Annotated in this window: 21 protein-coding genes and 1 riboswitch; of the genes, 13 read left to right on the forward strand and 8 right to left on the reverse strand. The window is 40.0% G+C overall.

Annotated features, from left to right (window positions below; all coding sequences use genetic code 11):
- Window positions 1-55 precede the first annotated feature (55 nt).
- From mtnK to PQ578_RS16670, 5 genes are all read left to right on the forward strand, one after another.
- On the forward strand, window positions 56-1267 hold the full coding sequence (gene mtnK / locus PQ578_RS16650) for an S-methyl-5-thioribose kinase (protein ID WP_273835556.1): 1212 nt from the start codon (window positions 56-58) through the stop codon (window positions 1265-1267).
- Window positions 1268-2329, forward strand: coding sequence for an S-methyl-5-thioribose-1-phosphate isomerase (mtnA, locus tag PQ578_RS16655; RefSeq protein WP_273835557.1), 1062 nt, complete (start codon window positions 1268-1270; stop codon window positions 2327-2329).
- Window positions 2326-3459 carry a sugar ABC transporter substrate-binding protein gene (locus tag PQ578_RS16660; RefSeq protein WP_273835558.1) on the forward strand — a complete coding sequence of 378 codons (1134 nt, stop codon included), beginning with the start codon at window positions 2326-2328 and terminating at the stop codon, window positions 3457-3459. Before mtnA ends, PQ578_RS16660 begins: the two co-directional genes overlap by 4 nt.
- Window positions 3456-4964, forward strand: coding sequence for a sugar ABC transporter ATP-binding protein (locus PQ578_RS16665; RefSeq protein ID WP_273835559.1), 1509 nt, complete (start codon window positions 3456-3458; stop codon window positions 4962-4964). Before PQ578_RS16660 ends, PQ578_RS16665 begins: the two co-directional genes overlap by 4 nt.
- A gap of 64 nt (window positions 4965-5028) precedes the next feature.
- Window positions 5029-5994, forward strand: a complete 966-nt coding sequence (locus PQ578_RS16670) for an ABC transporter permease (RefSeq protein ID WP_420541585.1) — start codon at window positions 5029-5031, stop codon at window positions 5992-5994.
- Between the two features lie 26 nt (window positions 5995-6020).
- On the opposite strand, the gene PQ578_RS16675 is transcribed toward PQ578_RS16670, so the two are convergent.
- Window positions 6021-6356, reverse strand: a complete 336-nt coding sequence (locus tag PQ578_RS16675) for a YmaF family protein (protein ID WP_273835560.1) — start codon at window positions 6354-6356, stop codon at window positions 6021-6023.
- A 164-nt stretch (window positions 6357-6520) separates the two neighbouring features.
- On the opposite strand from PQ578_RS16675, the gene PQ578_RS16680 reads away from it, so the two are divergent.
- Entirely contained in the window at window positions 6521-7243 is a 723-nt protein-coding gene (locus PQ578_RS16680; RefSeq protein WP_273835561.1) for a glycerophosphodiester phosphodiesterase, read from the forward strand.
- A gap of 98 nt (window positions 7244-7341) precedes the next feature.
- The gene (locus PQ578_RS16685) at window positions 7342-7431 is read left to right on the forward strand and encodes a YjcZ family sporulation protein (protein WP_098446576.1); all 90 of its coding nucleotides are present in this window, start codon (window positions 7342-7344) and stop codon (window positions 7429-7431) included.
- Window positions 7432-7501: 70 nt separating this feature from the next.
- Here PQ578_RS16685 and PQ578_RS16690 read toward each other — a convergent pair whose 3' ends face one another.
- Window positions 7502-8026: a YtxH domain-containing protein gene (locus tag PQ578_RS16690; protein ID WP_273835562.1), complete on the reverse strand. Its 525-nt coding sequence runs from the start codon at window positions 8024-8026 to the stop codon at window positions 7502-7504.
- A 192-nt stretch (window positions 8027-8218) separates the two neighbouring features.
- Here PQ578_RS16690 and queF point away from each other — a divergent pair, with 192 nt between their 5' ends.
- The gene (gene queF / locus PQ578_RS16695; protein WP_273835563.1) at window positions 8219-8635 is read left to right on the forward strand and encodes a preQ(1) synthase; all 417 of its coding nucleotides are present in this window, start codon (window positions 8219-8221) and stop codon (window positions 8633-8635) included.
- Window position 8636: 1 nt separating this feature from the next.
- A complete protein-coding gene (locus tag PQ578_RS16700; protein WP_273835564.1) occupies window positions 8637-9290 on the forward strand; it encodes a queuosine precursor transporter in 654 nt (217 codons plus the stop codon).
- Window positions 9291-9307: 17 nt separating this feature from the next.
- Here PQ578_RS16700 and PQ578_RS16705 read toward each other — a convergent pair whose 3' ends face one another.
- The 4 genes from PQ578_RS16705 to PQ578_RS16720 all read right to left on the reverse strand — a co-directional run bounded on the left by PQ578_RS16705 (window position 9308) and on the right by PQ578_RS16720 (window position 14920).
- Window positions 9308-10510 carry a S1C family serine protease gene (locus tag PQ578_RS16705; protein WP_273835565.1) on the reverse strand — a complete coding sequence of 401 codons (1203 nt, stop codon included), beginning with the start codon at window positions 10508-10510 and terminating at the stop codon, window positions 9308-9310.
- A 239-nt stretch (window positions 10511-10749) separates the two neighbouring features.
- Complete coding sequence (locus PQ578_RS16710) at window positions 10750-11247, reverse strand: GNAT family N-acetyltransferase (RefSeq protein WP_273835566.1); 498 nt, start codon at window positions 11245-11247, stop codon at window positions 10750-10752.
- A 202-nt stretch (window positions 11248-11449) separates the two neighbouring features.
- Window positions 11450-13054, reverse strand: coding sequence for a cation:proton antiporter (locus PQ578_RS16715; protein ID WP_273835567.1), 1605 nt, complete (start codon window positions 13052-13054; stop codon window positions 11450-11452).
- Window positions 13055-13285: 231 nt separating this feature from the next.
- The gene (locus PQ578_RS16720) at window positions 13286-14920 is read right to left on the reverse strand and encodes a M4 family metallopeptidase (RefSeq protein ID WP_273835568.1); all 1635 of its coding nucleotides are present in this window, start codon (window positions 14918-14920) and stop codon (window positions 13286-13288) included.
- A 556-nt stretch (window positions 14921-15476) separates the two neighbouring features.
- Between PQ578_RS16720 and PQ578_RS16725 the strand changes: the two genes are divergently transcribed.
- Complete coding sequence (locus PQ578_RS16725; RefSeq protein ID WP_273835569.1) at window positions 15477-16049, forward strand: YitT family protein; 573 nt, start codon at window positions 15477-15479, stop codon at window positions 16047-16049.
- Between the two features lie 33 nt (window positions 16050-16082).
- On the opposite strand, the gene spoIIP is transcribed toward PQ578_RS16725, so the two are convergent.
- Window positions 16083-17255: a stage II sporulation protein P gene (gene spoIIP, locus PQ578_RS16730; RefSeq protein ID WP_273835570.1), complete on the reverse strand. Its 1173-nt coding sequence runs from the start codon at window positions 17253-17255 to the stop codon at window positions 16083-16085.
- A 177-nt stretch (window positions 17256-17432) separates the two neighbouring features.
- Between spoIIP and PQ578_RS16735 the strand changes: the two genes are divergently transcribed.
- The 3 genes from PQ578_RS16735 to PQ578_RS16745 all read left to right on the forward strand — a co-directional run bounded on the left by PQ578_RS16735 (window position 17433) and on the right by PQ578_RS16745 (window position 20447).
- Window positions 17433-17822: a c-type cytochrome gene (locus PQ578_RS16735; RefSeq protein WP_168212280.1), complete on the forward strand. Its 390-nt coding sequence runs from the start codon at window positions 17433-17435 to the stop codon at window positions 17820-17822.
- A 150-nt stretch (window positions 17823-17972) separates the two neighbouring features.
- A riboswitch (FMN riboswitch) is annotated at window positions 17973-18110 on the forward strand.
- A gap of 144 nt (window positions 18111-18254) precedes the next feature.
- Complete coding sequence (locus PQ578_RS16740; protein WP_237438720.1) at window positions 18255-18836, forward strand: ECF transporter S component; 582 nt, start codon at window positions 18255-18257, stop codon at window positions 18834-18836.
- 138 nt (window positions 18837-18974) lie between these two features.
- On the forward strand, window positions 18975-20447 hold the full coding sequence (locus tag PQ578_RS16745; RefSeq protein WP_273835571.1) for an amidase family protein: 1473 nt from the start codon (window positions 18975-18977) through the stop codon (window positions 20445-20447).
- A gap of 26 nt (window positions 20448-20473) precedes the next feature.
- Here the strand turns inward: PQ578_RS16745 and PQ578_RS16750 are convergent, their stop codons facing one another.
- Complete coding sequence (locus PQ578_RS16750) at window positions 20474-22174, reverse strand: peptide ABC transporter substrate-binding protein (protein ID WP_098446568.1); 1701 nt, start codon at window positions 22172-22174, stop codon at window positions 20474-20476.
- Window positions 22175-22323: the final 149 nt, after the last annotated feature.

A 22323-nucleotide genomic window follows, 5' to 3' on the forward strand; every position in this document is an offset into this window, starting at 1 on the left:
TTAATTACGAATGCTTCTGTACATCAACCATTAATATTTGAAAGGGGACTTACACATGTCTTTTCAAGTTAAGTCGGGATATACACCATTTACACAAGAAAGCGTTGTTCACTTTTTAGTGCATCACAATTTTATTGATCCCTCTTCCCCCCTTTTCGTAAAGGAAATTGGGGATGGCAATTTAAACTATGTTTTCCATGTTCAAAACAAAGCAACAGAGGAATCATGGATTGTCAAACAAGCTTTGCCTTATGCCAAGGTTGTTGGTGAGTCTTGGCCACTTACGCTCGATCGGTCCAGAATTGAGAGCGAGGCTCTCAAGCAAGCTCATTCGCTTGTTCCTGAATTTTCCCCAATTGTTTATCTGCATGACTCAGAAAAAGCGGCAACAGTGATGGAAGATTTATCATCACATACGATTTTGCGCAAAGGACTTATTGAAGGACGTGTCTATCCTGAGCTCGCAAGAAATGTAGGGACTTACCTCGCTCACACGCTCTTTTTCACCTCTGACTACGGTCTTGGTTCTGCAAAAAAGAAAGAGCTTGCTAAACGGTTTAGCAATCCAGATTTATGTGGGATCACGGAAAGTCTCGTCTTTTCAGACCCCTTTTATAATGCTGAAAGCAACGCATTTACAGAAGAGCTTCGACCAGATGTTGAAATTTTGTGGGAAGATCAAGGTTTCCTAACTGAAGTTGCTTCGCTTAAACATTCCTTTTTAACAAAAGGAGAAGCGTTAATACACGGGGATTTACATACAGGTAGCCTCTTCGTAACGGAGGGTTCAACAAAAGTAATCGATCCTGAATTTGCTTTCTATGGCCCAGCAGGATTTGATGTTGGGGCTTTTATTGCCAATATTACGCTTAGCATTCTCTCCCAGGAAGCCCATCGAACCAATGAAGAAAAAGACGGATATCTAGCCTATCTCTTTGGTGTTATCACTGAAGTTTGGACCGTATTTGAATCTACGTTCCGATCCCTTTGGGACACCCACCTTTCAGAAGATAACCGCTATTCCAGAGGTTATCTCAATACGCATCTTCAATCTATTTTTGTCGATAGTATTGGTTTTGCTGGTTGTAAAATCATCCGAAGAACGATTGGACTTGCTCATGTAGAAGAAATTGAGACGATTACTGATCCAGAAGTAAAACTAGCAGTGGAAAGAAGAGCTTTAGCACTTGGAAAAAAACTCATTTTAAATCGAAAGAACATCGATTCGATTAAAGATTACATCGATACGATTAAGGAGGGCGTTTAAATGACTATCCCATCTCTTCAGTGGAAAGGAGATCACCTTTTACTGCTTGATCAGCGCAAATTACCACATCAAGAAAGCTATCTCAAACAGACGGCGATCGAAGATGTTTGGAATAGCATATCTGCCCTCGTTGTCCGCGGTGCACCAGCGATTGGAATTGCGGCTGCGTATGGTCTTGTTCTCTGGAGTCAACACGCAGAAACAACCGAACCATCAACTTTTAAAGCAGAGTTACTTAAGCAAGGGGAATACCTCTCATCTTCTCGCCCAACTGCCGTAAATCTCTCTTGGGCGATTGATCGAATTGTTCGAGTGACTCTTCCTTTATCAACTGTTGAAAAAATGAAGGATGCGATTCTTCACGAAGCGTTACTTATTCATAAAGAAGATGAACTTGTCTGCCAACGCATCGGAGAGCACGGTCTTAAACTATTGAAGGATGGAGATACCATTCTTACTCACTGCAACGCAGGTGGAATTGCAACCGCAAAATATGGGACGGCCCTTGCACCGCTCCACTTGGCGAAACAAAACGGGCTCACGATTTCCGCGATTGCAACGGAAACGAGACCCGTTCTCCAGGGGGCTCGACTAACCGCATGGGAACTTGAACGTGCCGGTATCAACGTAACGCTTATTACGGATAGCATGGCGGCGCACGTCTTAAAAACAAAGAAAATCGCTGCGGTAATAGTCGGTGCGGATCGAATTGCGGCCAACGGTGACACAGCTAACAAAATCGGCACGCTCGGCCTTGCTCATATCGCTCAGGCTTACAATGTTCCCTTTTATATTGCAGCACCCATCTCAACGATTGACTATTCGATTCCTAATGGAGATGCCATTCCGATTGAGGAGCGTGATTCAAAAGAAATCACACACTATCAAGGAGAGCGCATCGCGGCTGAAAATATTGAGGTTTTCAATCCTGCATTTGACGTAACGCCACATCACTTAATCAAAGGAATCATTACAGAGCATGGCATTATTCGAACACCATACGAGGAAAACCTTGCTCATCTTACTTTACCAGATATTGAAAATACGGAGGTACATTCATGAAACGTTTAGGACTTATTTTATCCATTCTTCTTCTCTTCGTTCTTGCCGCATGCACAAGTGAGCAAGATGCTGTAAGTGAACCTGAAGCAAGCAATAATGAAACAAAAGAGACTGCCTCAAAAACGCAAGACGAAACATCGCAAACTTCATCTGACATTCCAAAAGAGGTGCAAAAACCGATAAAAATTGCTGCGATTATGCAAGCTTCTCTTGGAACATTCTCTTCCCAATATGTCAAAGGGGTTGAAGATCAAGTTGAAAAGTTTGGAGGAAGTGTCCAGGTTTATAATGCTGATAATGATCTTTCAAAGATGGCAACACATCTTGATACAGCGATCAATCAAAATGTCGATGCCATCTTAATCGATCACGGACGAGCAGACGCACTGGAACCAGGAGTGAAAAAAGCAGTAGAGAAAGGGATTCCTGTTGTCGTTTTTGATAGTGATATTAATGTCCCAGGCGTTACCGTCATCGATCAGGATGATTATAGCCTTGCGTGGGACACGCTGAAAACACTTGCACAAGACCTTAACGGCGAAGGCAATATTGTGTACGTTTGGGTTGGAGGATTTGCACCGATGGAACGACGAAATGTCATCTACGAGGCATTCCAGGAGCGCTATCCAGGAATTAAGGAAATCGCTAAATTCGGAACGGCAAGCGCTAATACAGCTCTTGATACCCAGACACAAATGGAAACGATTCTAAAGCAATACCCAAACAAAGGAGACATTGATGCTGTATTTGCTCCATGGGATGAATTTGCTAAAGGCGCGACTCGAGCAATCGAGCAAGCAGGCAGAGACGAGATCAACGTTTATGGCATTGATATGAGTGATGAAGACCTTCAAATGATGCAGAAAGAAAATAGCCCGTGGCTATCATCAGCTGCAACTGATCCAGCTGAAGTTGGACGTGTTCAAGTTCGGTTTGCTTATCAAAAAATCGCTTTAGAAGATACACCTGACATCTTTTCACTTGATCCTCATCTTGTAAAGCAGTCCGATTTACCTGAAGAAACGATCTCCATGGATAAGCTTGGGGAATACGTTGAGGGATGGGGTTCATCTGACGCTGCCACATCACCATGGATGGAAAAACTCGTTGAAGAGGCAAACGCTAAATGAACCAATTAACGATTAAAAATATATCTAAATCATTTGGCAGTACGACTGTATTAAAAAATGTATCTCTCACGATTCATGCAGGTGAAGTGCACGCCTTATTAGGCACAAACGGAGCAGGAAAAAGCACGCTAATGAAAATTGTCTGTGGGGACTATGAACGGGACAGCGGTTCAATTTCATATAACGGGAAACCCTTATCAATTCGAACTCCTTCTGATGCCAAAAAAGCTGGCATTGGCATTGTTGTACAAGAAGTGGATACTGCTCTCTTTCCTGCCCTTTCGGTAGCAGAAAATATTTGGGCTGATTCCGTTAATCAATCTCCTTTTAAACTTTACTCATCTAAAAAAGAGCGCAAAAAAACAAAGCAATTACTAGCGACACTGGGGATCCCTTTGAATCCAGATAAGCTTGCTTCCGATTGCACACTCTCGGAAAAACAACTGATTCTGATCGCTCGTGCAATGGCTCATGATGTTCAATATTTAATCCTTGATGAACCTACCGCGCCACTTAGCATAGAAGAAACACAACTTTTATTCCACCTGATTAACAAGTTAAAAAAGAACGGTGTCGGTATTATCTATATTTCTCACCGTATGCCTGAAATCGAAGAAATAAGCGATCGATTTACGATTTTACGTGATGGTAAAGTTCACCTCACCGCTGAGACAAAAGCGGTATCAGCCGATGAGATTATTACCAATATGCTTGGTTCAGCGCTTGGAAATAAGAAAGAACGAAAAAGACAAGTATCAAACCACACGTTATTTCGAGCTGAGAATGTACATGTTCCGGAGACTGGAAAAAACATCAATTTGGAATTAAATCATGGAGAAATCATTGGTGTTGCAGGACTTGTAGGTGCGGGTAAATCCGAAACCGCCTTAGCCTTATTTGGCGCCTCAAAGCCTCAAAAAGGGAAGATTCATCTTCATAATCGCACATATCGTTTTCGCTCTCCTCGTGATGCCATTGATGCGGGTGTTTGCCTTATACCTGAAGAAAGAAGAAAAACGGGGATTTTACTGGATTTTTCGTTATCCGATAATTTGACGCTTCCTTCATTACGCCGTCACTCAAAAAATGGCTTACTTAACCGTAAGAAAGAAGAAAACTATGCGTCCAACCAAATCAATCAGCTTGGTATAAAAGCTTCTTCCACTCGGCAACCGATTCATCACCTGAGTGGAGGAAATCAACAAAAAGCATCGATAGGAAAATGGTTAGATGCAGATCGAAACGTATTTCTATTTGATGAACCTACTAAAGGCATCGACATTAAAGCTAAAACTGAGGTATTGTCTCTCATAAAGCAACTCGCTGATGAAGGAAAAGGGATTCTCTATTTTTCAAGTGAAATCGATGAGCTTTTGGAAATATCCGATAAGATTCTTGTCATGTACGACGGAGAAATCACAGCCACCTTAACTGGTGATAACATGAATCAATCAGCCATTATGCAAGCAGCAACAGGAGGTACAACAATTGAAATCAGCAGCTGAATTAGCACATACACAGAAACAAAATGCTATCGTCACACCTTTTAAAGATAAAATAGTTCATTTTTTGGTGAAATACGGCACACTGCTCGTGATATTAGCGCTTATTGTAAGTTTCACCCTTTTGAACGATCGGTTTCTAACCTATAGTAATTTCGCTGATATACTTCGGTCCATCTCGATTGTTACGCTTGTTGCACTCGGGGTAACGTTTACACTTATTGTAGGAGGATTTGACCTTTCAGTTGGATCGACGGTGAGTTTAGCAACCATTGCAAGTGCTGCCTCTCTCGTCTGGTATAGACAGGAGCTTCTTGTTGCTCTTCTAATTCCGATCATTTTAGGAATACTCATTGGTTTAATTAATGCATTCATTACAATCAAAATTAGAATCCCTGATCTTCTTGCAACACTTGCTGTCATGTATATTGTAAATGGCATTCAATTAACTTACACAAAAGGCTTTTCAATCTACAATAATATGCCAATGGATGACGGTACAACGGCACCTGGCAAGTTTATCCCCTCTTTTCTCTTTATTGGACAAGGGGAAATAGCAGGCGTCCCGTTCCCTGCTATTTTTATGATTTTTTGTGTCATATTGGTTCATCTTTTCCTTACGTATACGCGTGCTGGTCGATTGCTTTATATGACAGGAAGTAATCGCGAAGCAGCAAGGCTTTCAGGAGTTGCTGTGCAGCGATACCGTACACTCGCTTATGTGTTAAGCGGTCTATTTGCTAGTATTGCTGGCATTGTACTCGCGTCTCGTATTGGTACAGGCCAGGTTTCTGCTGGCGCACCACTTCTAATGGACGGTGTGGCTGCAGCATTAATTGGCTATTCTGTACTCGGTGCTGGTAAACCAAACGCACTCGGTACTTTTGTAGGGGCTGTCTTGATCGGCATTCTTCTCAATGGATTAACGATGTTAAATGTTCCTTACTATGCTCAGGATATTATTAAAGGGACCATTTTAATAGGGGCACTCGCCTTTACGTTCTATCAAAACAAGCGCGAAATTAAAATGTAAAAAAAGCGATGCAGCTGCATCGCTTTTTACCAATTCAAGGGAGAATTCCCTATAGGAAGACTCGTTTCTCCTGAAAAATAATGTTTGTGGTTTTCCTTTGATACCGTTTCCCCACTAAACTTATGATAATGACCACCCTTTGCTAATAAAATGGGTGGTCCAGATTCTACGCTATAGCGATGTTGATGCCCTTCCTCTTCTATCGTTATCCCTTCAATTCGATGAACATGCAGATCAAAAGAGCTGCCGTTTATAGGAAAACTGAACCCTAAAATTTGAAAATGCTGATGATTAAACCGCTCTTCTAAACTCCCTCTAAAATAATGAGCGTGAGCTTCTGGTAATTCAAATCCCTTAAACAAAATTTCTCCTCCTTTCTTCTCACCTAACATGTATGCAACTCAAACGCTTAACTCGTTTATTCGAATAGGAAAAAAGCTTAGAAGTAGCAACGACAAAGGAAATCCACGCGAAAGCGCGAATACCATACATAGATCAATTAACCTTAGCTAAAGAGAGGTGACATATGTCTTCTTTCCATATTTATGGACATAGAGGTTCGTCAGGTACACACCCTGAAAATACAATCATCTCTTTTCAGGCGGCTCATACAGCTGGTGCTCAAGGAATCGAGCTCGACGTTCAATTAACGAAAGACCTTGTACCTGTTGTAATTCATGATGAACGACTAGAGCGAACAACAAATGGCATTGGTTTTGTGAAAGACTTCCTATACGAAGATTTAGTGCGACTAGACGCCGGTCACTCTTTCTCAAGTCGCTTCCAGGGAAACTCTATACCTTCTCTAAAAAGTGTTTTAGAATGGATTACTTCCACCTCCCTTATGTTGAATATAGAGCTAAAAAATGGTCGATTTCCTTATAACCACTTAGAAACAAAGGTACTTGAATTGCTGACACATTATCAGCTTTATGATCGAACCATTATCTCTTCCTTTAATCACTATAGTATTCAACGTTTCGCTCAGAAAACCAGCAAAGTTGAAACCGCTATTCTCCTCATGGAAAAGCTAGTTGATCCGTGGGATTATCTTAAGTATGTCGGTGCCGGCGGTATTCACATTGAGTGGAGTGCAGTTGATGAGTATTTTATAACTAATACACTTAAGCGCGGTATCCCTGTTCGTGCTTTTACTGTCAATGATCCTTATCAAATAGCTGCGCTCAAAAAAGCGGGATGTTCCGCTGTATTTACTGATTTTCCTGCAGTTGCGATGCGGTCTATATAACGCCTTTCTTTAAAAAGGGCATTTGCCTATGTCCCCAATCTTGCTCTTCCACATACGTTAGTAAGGAAGCGACACATATTGACGGGAGGAACGAGACGATGAGTGGATATGGATACGGTCAAGGTTTCGCGTTAATCGTAGTTTTGTTTATTCTTTTGATTATCATTGGTGCATCTTATATTTATTAAAAAAAAAAAAAGACTTCCGCAAATTGCGGAAGTCTTTTTTACGTTAAGCAGCGTTAACGGGCTCACTATATTAAAGTGTTGTATTTGGAGACGTCTTCGGGTTCACTGTTGTGCTACCAGGTGTGCGCGTTTCACTGCCAGGAATGTTTGTTGGCTCGTATTCATTTTCATTCGAATCTGTTACTTCCTGACCAGCATCCTTCACTTTACTTCCAATATCTTTTAGATCTTCACTTGCTTCTCTTGCTGAAGAAAGAACTTCAGTTGAATCTTCTTTCACTTGATTCACCTGATCTACCACATCATCATTCACCTTTTCATAGAGGGCTTGAGCATCGTTCATTGCTTCTTTTAAAACAGAAGAAGCTGATTGAATTCGATCCATCCAGTCGTCTTTCACTTCGCCCGGATTTTCTTTTACACGAGTATAAAATCCTTTTGAAGAGTCCTTGAACGTGCCTGCTGATGATCTCACTTTATTTCTAGTAGTTGAATCAAGCATCGCTACCGCGCCACCTACAATAGCACCTACCAAAATACCTTTTACAAGCTTACCATTCTTTTCATTATTTACTGTCGTAGTCGTTGTTTGCATGATGATTCCTCCTATTATCTTTCTAAGTTTGCTTAGCTATTTTTTACTTTCCCTTTATGTTAAAAGCTAAACTAATAAATTTGGCCTGAACTTCCAACTTCGCATCGGAAAGTTCCTCTGTTATAATAGACAACGTTGAATGACAGCAGTTCGTAACCTTCCTGCTTCATCAAAACTAAAGGAGGATTATTAATGAATAGTATGGATAAAGCTTGGCTACCCTCTTCTGGTCCGATGCCTCGCCCAGAGAGTGTGGAACAAGCAAGAGAAGTGATAAAAAACGAAGCATTCGATGCACCGAACGTACAAGAAATTACGTTTAATGCACTTGAATTTACAGCGGTTTGCCCTAAAACAGGACAACCTGACTTTGGTCGAGTTGAGATTTCTTACGTACCTGATGAGAAATGCATCGAGTCTAAATCTCTGAAATTTTATCTCTGGTCTTATCGTGACGAAGGAAGCTTCTGCGAGACGCTCGCTGCACGTATTGCAGACGATGTTGTATACGCAATTGACCCTTTAAAAGTAACCATTACGGTTTATCAATCAGCGCGTGGCGGTATCGAACTTAAAACGACAGCCATTCGTGAGAAAGCCACGCAATAAAATGAAAAATCAATTCATCGACCGAAATCTTGTCCTGTTTAATGTTCTGTTTGCGACCTCGATAGTGATCGCAAACGTCCTAGCAGGAAAAGTGGTGATGATCGGAAGCTTCGTCATCCCAGCGGCCGTTGTGATGTATGCCTTTTCGTTTCTTTTCACAGATATTATTCACGAAAAATACGGTAAAGAAGAAGCGAAACGAACGGTTCAGTACGGGTTTATCGCTCAGATTTTCGCAAGTATCATGATCTATCTTGGTATGCTTCTTCCAGTAGCACCATTCGCAGCCGATACCCAGGCTGCTTATGAAATATTACTAGGTCAAAACTACCGGTTTGTTCTAGCAAGTCTTGCAGCGTACCTCGTGTCTCAACACGTTGATGTTTACATCTTCTCTCTGTTAAAGAAACGAACTTCTAATAGGCATAAATGGCTACGTAATAATGTAAGTACATTTACATCTCAGCTCTTAGATACAACGATTTTTATTACAATTGCCTTTGCAGGGACTGTTCCTAACCTATGGGTAATGGTCCTCTCTCAATTTGTTATTAAAATGGCCCTGGCTCTTTTAGACACACCAGTTTTTTATCTTCTTACAAGATTGACTGATACAAAACAGCAAGTTAACAACCAAAACCCCCTGGATGCATAATCCAGAGGGTTTTTCGTTTACAATCCATTTTGATTCGCTAATGTCATTGTTACGGTTTTCTGTTGTCCATCACGATAGAACGTTACTTCCATTTTGTCCCCAACTTCTTTATTCGAGTATAAATACTTCCGTAGTGCAGCTGAATCTTTTACTTCTGTATCATCCAGCTTAACCACTACGTCCCCTTCTTTTAAACCCGCTTCCGAAGCAGGTGAGTTAGGTGCAATTCCCATTAATACGACTCCACTTTCTACATCTTCCGGAAGATTAAGCGTGCCAGTCCAATATTGCGTTGGTACTTCTGCTAATGAAGCAGGCGTTACACCCATTACCGGACGTTTCACTTCCCCAGTCATTTCAAGCTGATCAATGATTGGCTGCGCATCCTCAATTGGAATCGCAAATCCAATACCTTCTACTGTTTCTTCGGCAATTTTTGAAGAGTTAATCCCGATCAACTGCCCTTTTATATTAATTAATGCACCACCGCTATTACCGGGATTAATAGATGCATCCGTTTGAATCACATCTGCTTCGTAATCAGGCTGTCCATTTTGATCAAGATCCACGGGAATGGTGCGACTTGGGTTACTAATAATTCCCTGTGTTACAGACCCTTCGAGGAAACCTAATGGATTACCGACTGCAATGGCTGGTTCCCCAGTTTGAAGATTTGATGATGAACCAAGTTCTGCGACGGCCTCGACATCTTTTGCATCAATTTCTAAAACAGCTAAATCCATTAATGCATCTGTTCCAAGTACCTTTGCTTCCGCCTTTTTTTCATTACTTAACGTCACTTCTACAGAAGAGGCGCCTTCGACTACGTGATTATTTGTTACAACATAGGCCTTACCACCTTCATTCTTATAAATCACTCCAGACCCAGACGATGCGGCTTGCCCTGATTGACCCGAAGGATCTTCTAAAGAAAAACCACCGCTCTGATAGCTTGTTATACTAACTACTGCATCCTGTGCCTTTTGTACAGCTGAAGTAATATCAGAGGACACGTTATAAGCCACATTAGAGGTTTCTACATTTCCGCTAGCTGTTACCGCGTCTTGATTCGTTGATGGCTGGTCTATGTTAGAGACATAAGGCGCAGCAAAAAGCATGATGGATGCTCCTACAATGGCGCCAAACGCACTTGGAAGAAACCAGTTTCTTCCACTTTTTGTTTGTTTCATTCTTGTTTCATTATTATCATAGTAACCCATGAATCGGTCACCCTTTCTCCCCTTTGATTTGTTTATAGTCTTATTGTAACGAGAGGTGACGGTGATTTCGCAAATATGTGATAGTTTTGATATTGTTTGATATTTCACGTCATTTCATAATGTAATTACCCTGATTAGTTGATCCATTAACACCTGAGTCTGCTTAGTGAAGAGGAAATTTTAGAATAGGGTGGCCAGCTTTTTTATCAACTACAAAAAAACCCTGCGTCGGCAGAGTTTTACATATATTCATTTTCTTTTATAAACTTTTCTTCATCAATTTTGTTTTTTAGGAGATGCGGTTCTACTGTTAATTTAGATAAACCAATGCGGTCCATCACGTTGTTCATCTCTTCTTTACCCTCATTATTTTCCTTATCTGGAAAAGCCCAGCTAACGAGAGCACTAGCCATTTCAATGGCGTATCCTTTATTGCGATAGTCAGGAATTAAATGATACCCAACTTCAAGATTGTTTGTCGCTTCTAAATTGTTATATCCCATCGTACCAATGACTTTTTCATCTGAAGTATGAATTAATATTCCTTCCCATCTATGGCTTGAAATAGTGCCATCAGTTAGATGAAAAGGTAAAAATTGTTCAAACTGAACGTTATTAAATTCTTCCGGTACTTCGACATGCAAAAGCTTTTCTAGTTCCTTCTTATTTGTCATTGCTTTGATCAAATCAAAAGAGAAAGGAATGATGGTCAGACGATCGGTCTGAAGATAAGGCATTTTCTCTCAAAAGTCCTCCTTGTGAGTTTATTTCATGTGGTTGAAAATGACTTTTTACACTATACCTTATTGCTTTACTTACTGTAAACCATACCCCGTACAATCAATAATAAACGAAATCTTCTCATTATTACGCTTGCTTTGTCCAGCTTAATAATAGGATATGCACTTCATAAGAAAAAGCTGCTACAATTGTAACAGCTTAATGTGTTCTTTTTGAATCTTTCACAACTTCCTCTTCTTCAAATTCAGCAAGACCATTATTCAATAGCTCTTTATACTTTCCAGCTATTTCTCCCGAAATGATTTCTTCTTGTTCTAGTTGGTTGATCTTATCATACTGAGCGTAAAGTGAGTGCTTTCTTAACGTTATGAGCTGACTTTTCTTAAGCGCCGGATACTCCTTTAACAAGGTGTCAAGTTCTCGGTGACTTTTATCAATTTCATCCTGGTAACGATTTAGCAATTCCGAATAAACTGGTTCAGGTACGAAAAGCTGCGTCTTTATTTTCTTAATCTCTGCTACTCCCGCTTCATAACGATGCAAATTAGCAACGATATCTTCATACTCTTTTGATCCGCTGTGCTTTGCTCTTAAGCCAAAATAGCTAATAAGCGGCTTAATCGTTAACCCCTGAATAACTAAAGAAAATAACACAATGCTGAAGGTAAGAATTAGCACCGTATCTCGTCCGTCAAAATCGCCTGGTAAGCTAAGAACAAGAGCTATCGATAAAGAACCTTTTAAACCTCCCCAGTTAAGAACATGTCTCCATGACCATGGAAGGCCCTTGACGAATAGCGTACTGCCATAAACCGCAATACTTCTTCCAATAAGCACGATTAGGAGCGCAAGACCTATTGTTCCCCACTGATCAGAAAAGTTGATACGTGTAATCTCTAGACCAACCATGAGAAACACAATTGAATTCGCTAGCAATGCAGCTACGTCCCAAAAGTTATTAATATTTAATCGGGTAGTTGGACTCATACCTACTCTTGAGCCAAAGTTACCAAATGTTAATGCTGCTACAACGACGGCAATTACACCGGAAACATGAATGCTTTCTGCAGTTAAATAAGAACCGTAGAAAAGAAGGATACTAAAAATAATCTCAAGTGGATAGTCATCAAAGTACTTCGTAAGGATGGAAATGGCATAGCCCAAACCACCACCGACCAGTAATCCACCCGCTACAACTTTTACAAATTCAAAAGCACCGCTCGTTAGTCCACCCCAACCCATATCGAGATAGGCTAGAAGAGAAAAAGCAGATATTTTAAATAGGACAACCGCAAGCCCATCATTAAACAAACTTTCTCCTTCTATAACTGTTGAAAGCTTGTGATTTACTCCCATACTTTTAAAAATCGATAATACACTAACTGGATCAGTCGCACTCATTAATGCTGCAAATACGAATGCTACGGGAATTGATAAACCTAGTAGAAAATGGGTAGAAAACCCAATCACTAGAAAAGAAAGAAAGGTTCCCCCAAAAGCCAGAGCAATGATCGGTTTTTTGTTTTGATTTAAATGTTCAAAAGGCAATTTCAAAGCGGCCTCGCCTAGAAGAGCTGGAAGGAAAATCGTTAAAATAACGAAATTAAAAACGTCTCCCTCAGTAATAAACATTTTAAGCGGCTCAAGTACCGGAATGTTAAATAATCCAATTAACGTTCCAATGATGACAAGCGCTATGGGATATGGTTGCTTTAGCTTTTTGGCAATAGCCGTGATACCAGCTGCAATCATCGTAAGGATAAGTCCAAGTTCAAATATGTGATGCATATCTAAATGTTCCATTTTGCGCCTCCGATCCTTAATCTGATTTCATTATAACCATTATCAAACAAAATTGGAAAATAACTCAATCACTTATAAAGCAACAATAGTTTCTCTCCCTACACAACTCTCTTCTTTTTCCTTCTTACTATTTCCATCATTCGATCATTCATCCTACTTCACCTACCCTCTATCCTTATAGAACAAGGCAAAAAAAAAGAAGAGTTCTGCTTGAACTCTTCTTTCAATTATTTAATTGACGCCAACTTGATTCCAGGCGTTTGCAACTGAATTATATGTCGAACCTGTTCCATAAAGATCAGTAGTCGCTTGAAGTAACGCCGAACGTGCTGCACTAAAGTTCGTTGTAGGTGTCATATAAAGACTTAATGCGCGGTAGTAAATTTTCTCGGCTTTTGTTTTTCCGATACTTTGAATCGTTAAATAAGCTGCTTTATTTGGAATCCCACTATTTGTATGCACGCCACCATTATCTGAGGAAGTATAATAGTAGTCATCCATATGTGACGGTTGTCCATATGCTTCTGGATTTGATAAGCTTCTTAGCGCATCCCCTGACTTGTTAGGTGTGTAGACATCTTCCCCCATAAGGAAATCTCCAGGTTCAACGAAATAACCAAAAACATCCGACATTGATTCGTTAAGTGCCCCTGATTGATTTTGATATTGAAGACCTGCAGTTCTTTCAGTCACCGCATGAGTAATTTCGTGTGCGACAACATCAAGAGCTCCGGACAGTGGTGCAAAAACTGACCCATCACCATCGCCATATACCATTTGTGAACCATTCCAAAAGGCGTTGTTATAATTCGAGCCATAATGTACGGTTGATCGAATCGTTGCTCCATTATTATTATAGCTATTGCGATTATGTGTATTTTTATAATAATCATACACAACTCCGGCATTATAATGGGCATCAACTTCAGCACCTTGAGAGCTAGAGGTAAACGCATTGTTACTATCTACCGCATAGCTTCCCGGAAGTGAAGTTCTATTATTAGCCGTTCTCGTTTCAATAACGCCGCTCATTGGCTTTGTTGTGTCATAAAGATAATATGTGCCATTTGAATAGTAAGTATTGAGAGATTTATAGTTACCGAGAATGCCATAGCCATATCCTGTTTCTGCACCGTCAGCAACTGCATTATAAGCATCTACAACCGAGCCATCCCTAGCGTCAACATAGACCTGCCAATTTGCTGGATAAGGATCAATGAACTGAAGCTGTACTTTATAAGTCAGATAATATTCGTTATCTTTCTCATAAACGACCTGTTCACTTTTCTCTACCATATCAGAGACATCTGACTTTCGAACAAAGCTCGGTTCGTCAGAGACAACGTTTTGAGGTTTTACATCGATATGATCCCATGCTTTTTTAACTGCATCTTTTTCTGAAAGCTTTGCTTCTGAACTTCCTTTATAATTCTGAGCAGCTTCTGGATGAAGGTTACCATTCACTGCTGTTACTTCGCCGTTTTCATCCGTATGTACGATGAATTTTGCGCTGTCGATTTCAACACCCTTAACTGTTTGAACGTACTCATAGTGTGTCATCCCTAATTCATCAGTTGTTTCATTAACTAGCTTTAGATCTTGTGTTTTTACTTTAAAAAGAGATTCATTCGACTTAAGGTATGATTTAACCGCCTTTTCAGTTTTGACGCTTTTTTCGGATAGTTTACCAGATAAAAATGATGGTACCTTACGCTCTTTTTCCCAATCTTGTTTCACGATCTCCATTTTTTCAAGAGCTTGTTTCTGCTCCGCGTTTAAATCTTTAGTAGAAGCGGCTGAAGCAGAAGGAAGGGCAGATCCAAATGCTAAGCCAGTTGCGAGAACAACAGCAATTCCTTTTTTCATTTCATTTCCCCCATTTCGGAATAATTCGAATTTTTGGTACATTTGTAGATTATCACAGTATTTTAAGGTTTTGTATTGGGAAATATGGAGGAAAACATGAGTTTATTCGCTGTTTTTAGAGATTCAATTTCCCAATAACATCTTACGGAACGTCATGGTATAATCTTTTTGAAAGATATTAATTGTACAAATATTACTTCTATAGGTGGTGAAATGTAAATAAGACAGGCTAATGGCCTGCCTTATCAACGAATCATAACAAGTTCTCATTCTAATGTACTACGATTCGTATGCTACATTTTTTTAAACGTGTAAGCTTTTCTCCCTTTGTTTTTTCAATAAAACACGCGCCTTATCCGCCCCTCAACTTCTTCTAATCTTACTCCCTTTCTTAAAAATGAAATAAATGTTATTTGGAAATAAATTTACCCATGTAACCTCCCAACCCTCTTGGTTATCAATTCCATATAAACAATCGTTATTTCATGTGATCGTAATGAAATGAAATCCTCTTACATAAACTTGATACAACTATGAACAAGCAGGTGAACCTCTTATGTATAAAAAAATAGTTGCTGTTGTTATAGGAAGTATCTTAGTTGGCTCAGGTATCAATGCCTTTCTAGTTCCAAACCACCTTATTGATGGTGGAATGATTGGAATCGGCTTAATTGTAAAATACATATGGGGTTATCAAACCGGTCTTACCATCATTTGTTTAAGTATTCCTCTTTATATTATTGCGTTCCTCTACTTTCGCCCTTACTTTTATAATAGCCTCCATGGGTTGTTACTTTCTTCTTTTTTTATTGATCTTCTTTCTCCCCTTCGATACGTCTTTTCTTTTCCTATTCTGATCAGTTCCATATTAGGAGGCTTTTTCGTAGGTACAGGGATTGGAATTATGTTGAAATACGAGACAAGTACAGGTGGAACAGATTTACTCGCTCAATTTATCTCTCGCATTGTTACGTTAAATGTTGGAATCATCATCTTTCTAATAGATGGTCTTGTTATCCTTATTGGATCCAAAACCATTGGATTAAATGCTTCCCTCTATTCTGCTGTTACTATTTTTGCAGTTGGTATTGCTACTAGCTTATTAACTATTAAGAAAGAAGCCTTATAGAAGCGCTGTGAACTGACACAGCGCTTCGCTTTTTTACTTATTTACTTTTTCCGTTCCCCAGTAATGTTCGCTAATGACATCTGCAATGGCTTTAACCGTTCGACTAAGTTGCTCAAGGTTATTGTCCACTCCACCCATTTCAATTAACATAGCATTCGGAGATAAGTCTTGATTATAAATGCCATCTACTCCTTTTCCTTTTTTACTAATTACCCCCCTGCTTAGCCCTGGAAATTCTGCTTTTAGCGCAGCATGTAATTCTTTTGCAAGCGCGAGATTCTTCTCGTAATTGGGATTTTCTTCTCCAATAACAAAAACCGTTCGAGCATATTCCTCATTGTTAATTATAACCGTTGTATCCTTCGCTCTTAATGAATCACGATGAATATCAATGAATAAGTTAAAATCATCATTGCTTGCTACCGCAGACTGTACGATCGTTCTCGATACATCATAAGCACTTCCATGCTCAAGTCCCTTTTCATTTAATAGGGCTCCCATGTTTGAATCATCAACCTGCGTGCCTATCCCCCGATCTTCTAGTTCTTCACCTAACAATTTTCCAACTAGCGTAATGTTGGTTTTCCCATCATTCGCTAAATCAGCATTTTTTTCGCCTTCAAGACCTAATAACGGCAAGTAAGACTCATAGCTATGTGAATGATAAATAAAGGCCACTTTCTTCCCATTCGTTGTTTGAAGCGGCGGTGTAACTTGATCTTTTGAATCTTGAATTTCTAATTTCTCCGTAGGTACCTCTCTTTCTTTAAGTAAATCATCCAAAGGTGGAGCGGATTCGACAGGAAGGTTGGTAAAATTCGTTCCCTCACCAGCAACGTGGATTTTAGCATCATATAACGCAAAACCAGGGAGCTCCCCCCCTAGAAGACTCCTGATATCACCTGGCTTAACGCTCGTAATAAATTGAAACATGACTAGAGAAAATGCTGGCGGCTCACTCTCTTCAGGTAATACCTGAGTGAAATAATGATTCTCAGTCCCCATTCCATACACCATCGCTTCTGTTGAAAAGCTTGTGATCCAATCATGTAGCATAGAAGAGGAGAGCTGGTATTTCGTTTCTGACGATGAAATCACACCTGCTACAATAAACAAAAAAATAAGTCCTGATACTGTAAAAAAAGAAATCAAACGAATTTGTCTACTGCTTGTATCACCAAACAGCCTTGGAGAGCTGCTTTTCATTTTATCTCCTCCCTTTCATTCACTTCACACTCTATGTCTATGAATTCGCACATTGAAATAGAAGATTTTTTTACTAGTTCTCATAGATACATAATTCAGGAAGAAATAAGCAAAATATATTTGATAATTGAATGTTAGAAAAGTATGATAAAGGTGAGGATACAGGAGGTGAACAGAATGGGTAAATCATCCGCTTATATTACTGCAATAATTTTGTTCCTAGTTATGGTTGTAGGCTTTACATACTGGCTTTCCACAACCGAAGAACACGCTGGTGGAAACGAAGCCAGTCATGGTGAACAGGCCGAAGAAGGCGGCGGTGAAGAAGGCGGCGATTCCGCTGGAGGTGGAGAAGCCGAAAAAGTATTTGCACAAAACTGCGCGTCTTGCCACGGTGAAAACCTGGGAGGCGGTGCTGGACCAGCACTAGAAGCCGTTGGTGGTAAATATTCGAAAGATGAAATTCTCGATATTATCAAGAATGGTAAAGGTGGCGGCATGCCCGCTGGTTTGATTCAAGGTGAAGAAGCTGAAATGGTCGCTGCTTGGCTTGCTGAGAAAAAATAAGAACGCTTTCTTGCAACTCTCTATCTATAAAGGTAGAGAGTTTTTCCAACACTTTATTGAAAGCGTTATCATAAAATAGCTTAGTTTCAAGATGTTATGATTGAGATATCCATCATTCCACTGTATAATAAAGCTGTAAACAATATAACGAACTATCTTCGGGGCAGGGTGTAATTCCCGACCGGCGGTGAAGGATATGCAATTCCTCAAGCCCGCGAGCCTGTTTTTTGGGCAGGATCTGGTGTGATTCCAGAGCCGACAGTATAGTCTGGATGGGAGAAGATGGTGGAGTAGTAAGCTTTCTTTAGAATTTAATAGAAGCTTGCTTATTTCCCCATGCCGTAACCATGAGCCCCATACTCATGGTTTTTTGTGTGCATTGGGACCACATCTCCTTTTTCGGTGGTTCGAAAAAAAGGGAGCAATGTCAAAATGAAAAGTGTTTCAAAAACGCAACGCATGATTGTAGTTGCGATGTTCAGCAGTATCTCATATTTATTAATGCTTTTAGATTTCCCACTGCCTGGATTTCCAGTCTTTCTTCAAATCGATTTCAGTGAAATTCCAGCGCTATTTGTTGCCATACTGTACGGTCCAGTTGCAGGGATACTTGTAGAAGCAATTAAGAATTTCATTCACTTTGGAATTCAGGGAAGCTTCACCGGTGTACCGATTGGCCAAATATCAAACTTCATTGCTGGAGTTTTCTTGATCGTACCAACTTCTTTAATCTTCCGTAAATTTAATCAAACCCAGAAAGGATTAGCACTGGGATTGACGCTCGGAACGATTCTAATGTCAGCAATGATGGGATTGTTGAACTATTTAATTATCCTTCCGGCATACACTTGGTTTATGGGATTTGAAGAAATGTCTGCTTCAGCCCGTCAGGCACTGGTATTAACCGGTATAACACCATTTAATCTACTAAAAGGTGCAATTGTAGCTAGTATTTTTGTTGCCTTTTTCATAAAATTAAAACCCTGGTTTGCTCGTCAAACGAGAGTTGCTTAACGATCAAAAACCGAACCTTATCTTGGTTCGGTTTTTTTGTTTTTTCAGCCATTATTAGCATGAAAGAATAGAATGTCCAAAAGGGATTTTTCCAATTATTGTCGAAATAGGTTTAAAAAGCGTTAGGAGGAATTAAAAATGCTATCTATCGATTGGTTAGAAAAGTCCACAATCCTCGACATCCAACAGGCTATGCTTGCCCATAAGTTTACTTCAAAGCAGCTTGTTCAATTTTACCTTAATCAAATTGCAAATCATAATCACAGAGTTAACGCCATTCTAGAAATTAACCCGGATGCATTAATGATTGCAGACTCACTTGATCGAGAGCGCAAATTGAGAGGAGCAAGAAGCTCATTACACGGAATTCCAATTCTACTTAAAGACAATATTAATACAGGTGATCATATGCATACAAGCGCCGGTTCACAAGCTCTAGCTACTTCCTACGGGAAAGATGACGCCTTTTTAGTGACAAAGCTGAGACGCGCTGGAGCTGTTATTTTAGGCAAAACCAATATGACGGAATGGGCCAACTTTATGAGTGATAAAATGCCGAATGGCTACAGTTCAAGAGGTGGTCAAGTACTTAATCCATATGGACCAGGTGCTCTTGATGTTGGAGGATCGAGTTCTGGGTCCGCTGTTGCAGTAGCTTGTCATTTTGCCACAGTTGCAATTGGAACTGAAACAAACGGATCCATTCTAAGCCCTTCAAGTTCGAATGCTGGCGTTGGGCTTAAGCCCACAGTTGGCGCAATTAGTCGTTCAGGAATCATTCCAATCTCTTTTTCACAAGATACCGCTGGTCCAATGACCCGAAATGTTACCGATGCAGCCATTCTACTCAGTCATCTATCAGGGGAAGACCCTTTGGATCACGCCACAAATACCATACCTAATTATCAAGATTATACACCTTATCTACTCCCTGTTTTATATGAAGAATTGAGAATTGGAATTGTCCAGAACGGCTATTATGATTCCATGCATCCTGAAGAACAAGAGATTTTAAATAGAGCAACCGAAGACCTAAAGAAAATTGGTTGCTCAATCTTAAAGGTTGACCAACTATGTTCTGATCAAGAAATGCTTGAGCAAGACTACCAGGTCTTACGATATGAATTTAAATCCGGGGTTAATAGCTATCTAGCAAAAAACACAACATCTTCTTTAAGTGACCTTCAATCCATTATTAATTATTATCATCAAAACCCATTAGCTCTTCCGTACGGACAATCCCTTTTAATTGAATCAAACGAAACGACCGGATCTTTAACTGAAGCACAATATTTGCAAAGTCGCCTCCAGGATTTATCGAATGCAAAAGAAAATGGTTTAGACAAACTCATGCAAACCGAGAAACTAGATGCATTACTATTTGTAGGAGCTTACGGCTCAACACTTCCTGCAAAAGCAGGCTATCCGTCTATAACCGTCCCTGCTGGCTTTACTTCAAACAAAAAACCTCTTGGCATTACCTTTACGGGTAAAGCGTTCAGCGAACCTCAATTAATTAAACTCGCTTATGCCTATGAACAGCTCTCTCATCAACGAAAGCTTCCAGATTGGTTAGACAGCACAACAACCTTAAGAAAAGCGCGAACCTAATGGCTCGCGCTTTTCTAGTGAAACTTTTACTTTTCGATCGTTACCCATTTAAGAGAAGAATCAGCACCAAACTTGTGGATATGATAGTTCTTCACGTAATCTTTCATGATAATCGCTCCGCCACCCTGATAAGTAGGTAGGATCGCCGTATCTTCTTCGATTAGAATGCGCTCTGCTTCTTGCATCATTTCCCAGCGCTTCTGCTCGTCCGTCTCAGTTTTAGCATCAGTAACCAGCTTGTCATACTCTTCATTAGAATAATCCATGCGGTTATAGGCGCCATCTGTTTCAAACATATAGATATAAGTCATTGGATCTGGATAGTCTGGTCCCCAACCACCAGTTGAGATATCAAAGTCTCCAGCATCTTCAAGATCAAGGAACTGCTTCCAAGGCTGTTTGTTAATTGTGATTGTAAGACCGTCTAACTTAGACTCAAACTGATCTTTCGCATACTCTGCAATTTTAGATGCAAGGTCACTATCCGTAGTAAGGAATTCAAGTTCAACTTTGTCAGTACCTAGAGCTTCTAGCCCCTTCTTCCAGTACTCAGCAGCATCATCAGCAGTTTGATCTGCAAGATAGCCGTCTGGAGCTGGCGCACGGAAATCTTCGTCGTTAAGGAACAAGAATTCTTTTGGTACAAGGTAACGAGCTGCTACTGAACCGTTGTTTAGTAGTACATTTACTAGACCATCACGGTCATACGATAAATAAAGTGCTTTACGAATATCATTGTTAGCAAGGGCTTCGTTCTTCTGGTTCATACGTAGGAAATAAATTGTTGTATCAAGGATTGTTGTAAAGTCTTCGCGATCTTTAAACTGATCAACGAAATCTGCACTAAGACTAGCACGATCAATGCTTCCAGTCTCATAAAGATTAACACGAGTTGCTTCGTCTTTTACAATTTTGTAATTTGCTTCTTTCAACTGTACTGTGTCAGCATCCCAGTATCCATCATTTTTAGCAAGCTTCCAACCTTCACCGTGATTCCATTCAGCTAGCGTAAATGGACCGTTGTAAAGCATTGTATCTGCTTCAAGTGAATAGTTCTCGCCTTGCTCTTCAGCAAATTCCGAAGGTTGTGGATAGAATGATGCAAATGTTAATAGATCAAAGAAATAAGGAACTTGTTGTGTAACCACAACTTCCAGTGTTTTTTCATCTACTGCTTTCACACCTAGTTCTTCTACTTTACCGTATAGTGGATCGCCTTCAGTAATAATTTCATTACCATTTTTAATACCTGCAGCACCCATCATTGATGCATATCCGCCCATCGTATCTGGGTGAATAATTTTGTGCCATGCATATACGAAATCGTCTGCTTTCACTGGTGTGCCATCAGACCAATTCGCATCTTCGCGAATTTTAAATGTATAAACAGTTTCGCCGTCTTTTTCTTCAACTTCTGGCTCTTCTGCTGCCATACCTAGAACAGGCTTGTTATCTTTATCAAGACGATAAAGACCTTCAAATACCTGGTTCATTGCATTAAATGCAACAGTATCTGTTGCCTGCGTTGAGTCCATAGTCGGGATATCCTGTGTATCTGTTAAGTTTAGAACCTGTTCCGCTGATCCTTCTGAGCTATCGCTATCTCCGCTTGTCGCTTCTCCTTCACTGTTTGTGTTGCTTGATGTGTTCGAATTACCGGAACACGCTGCAAGGAAAAGGCTTAACAACAAGATGACCGAAAGCAAAAGCGAAAACTTTTTCTTCATTGTGTTACCCCCTATTTGTTTGTACCATTCAGTTAAGGTCTAGCTTTACGTAGACCTTTGTGTTATAAATTCAAACGAAGCTCTTCGATTGGGAAACCATTGCGAGATCTATAACAGGGAGGTCATATCACTCAACTTATGTAAACCAT

Source organism: Guptibacillus sedimenti (assembly GCF_028610665.1).
Taxonomy (GTDB): domain Bacteria; phylum Bacillota; class Bacilli; order Bacillales; family Guptibacillaceae; genus Guptibacillus; species Guptibacillus sedimenti.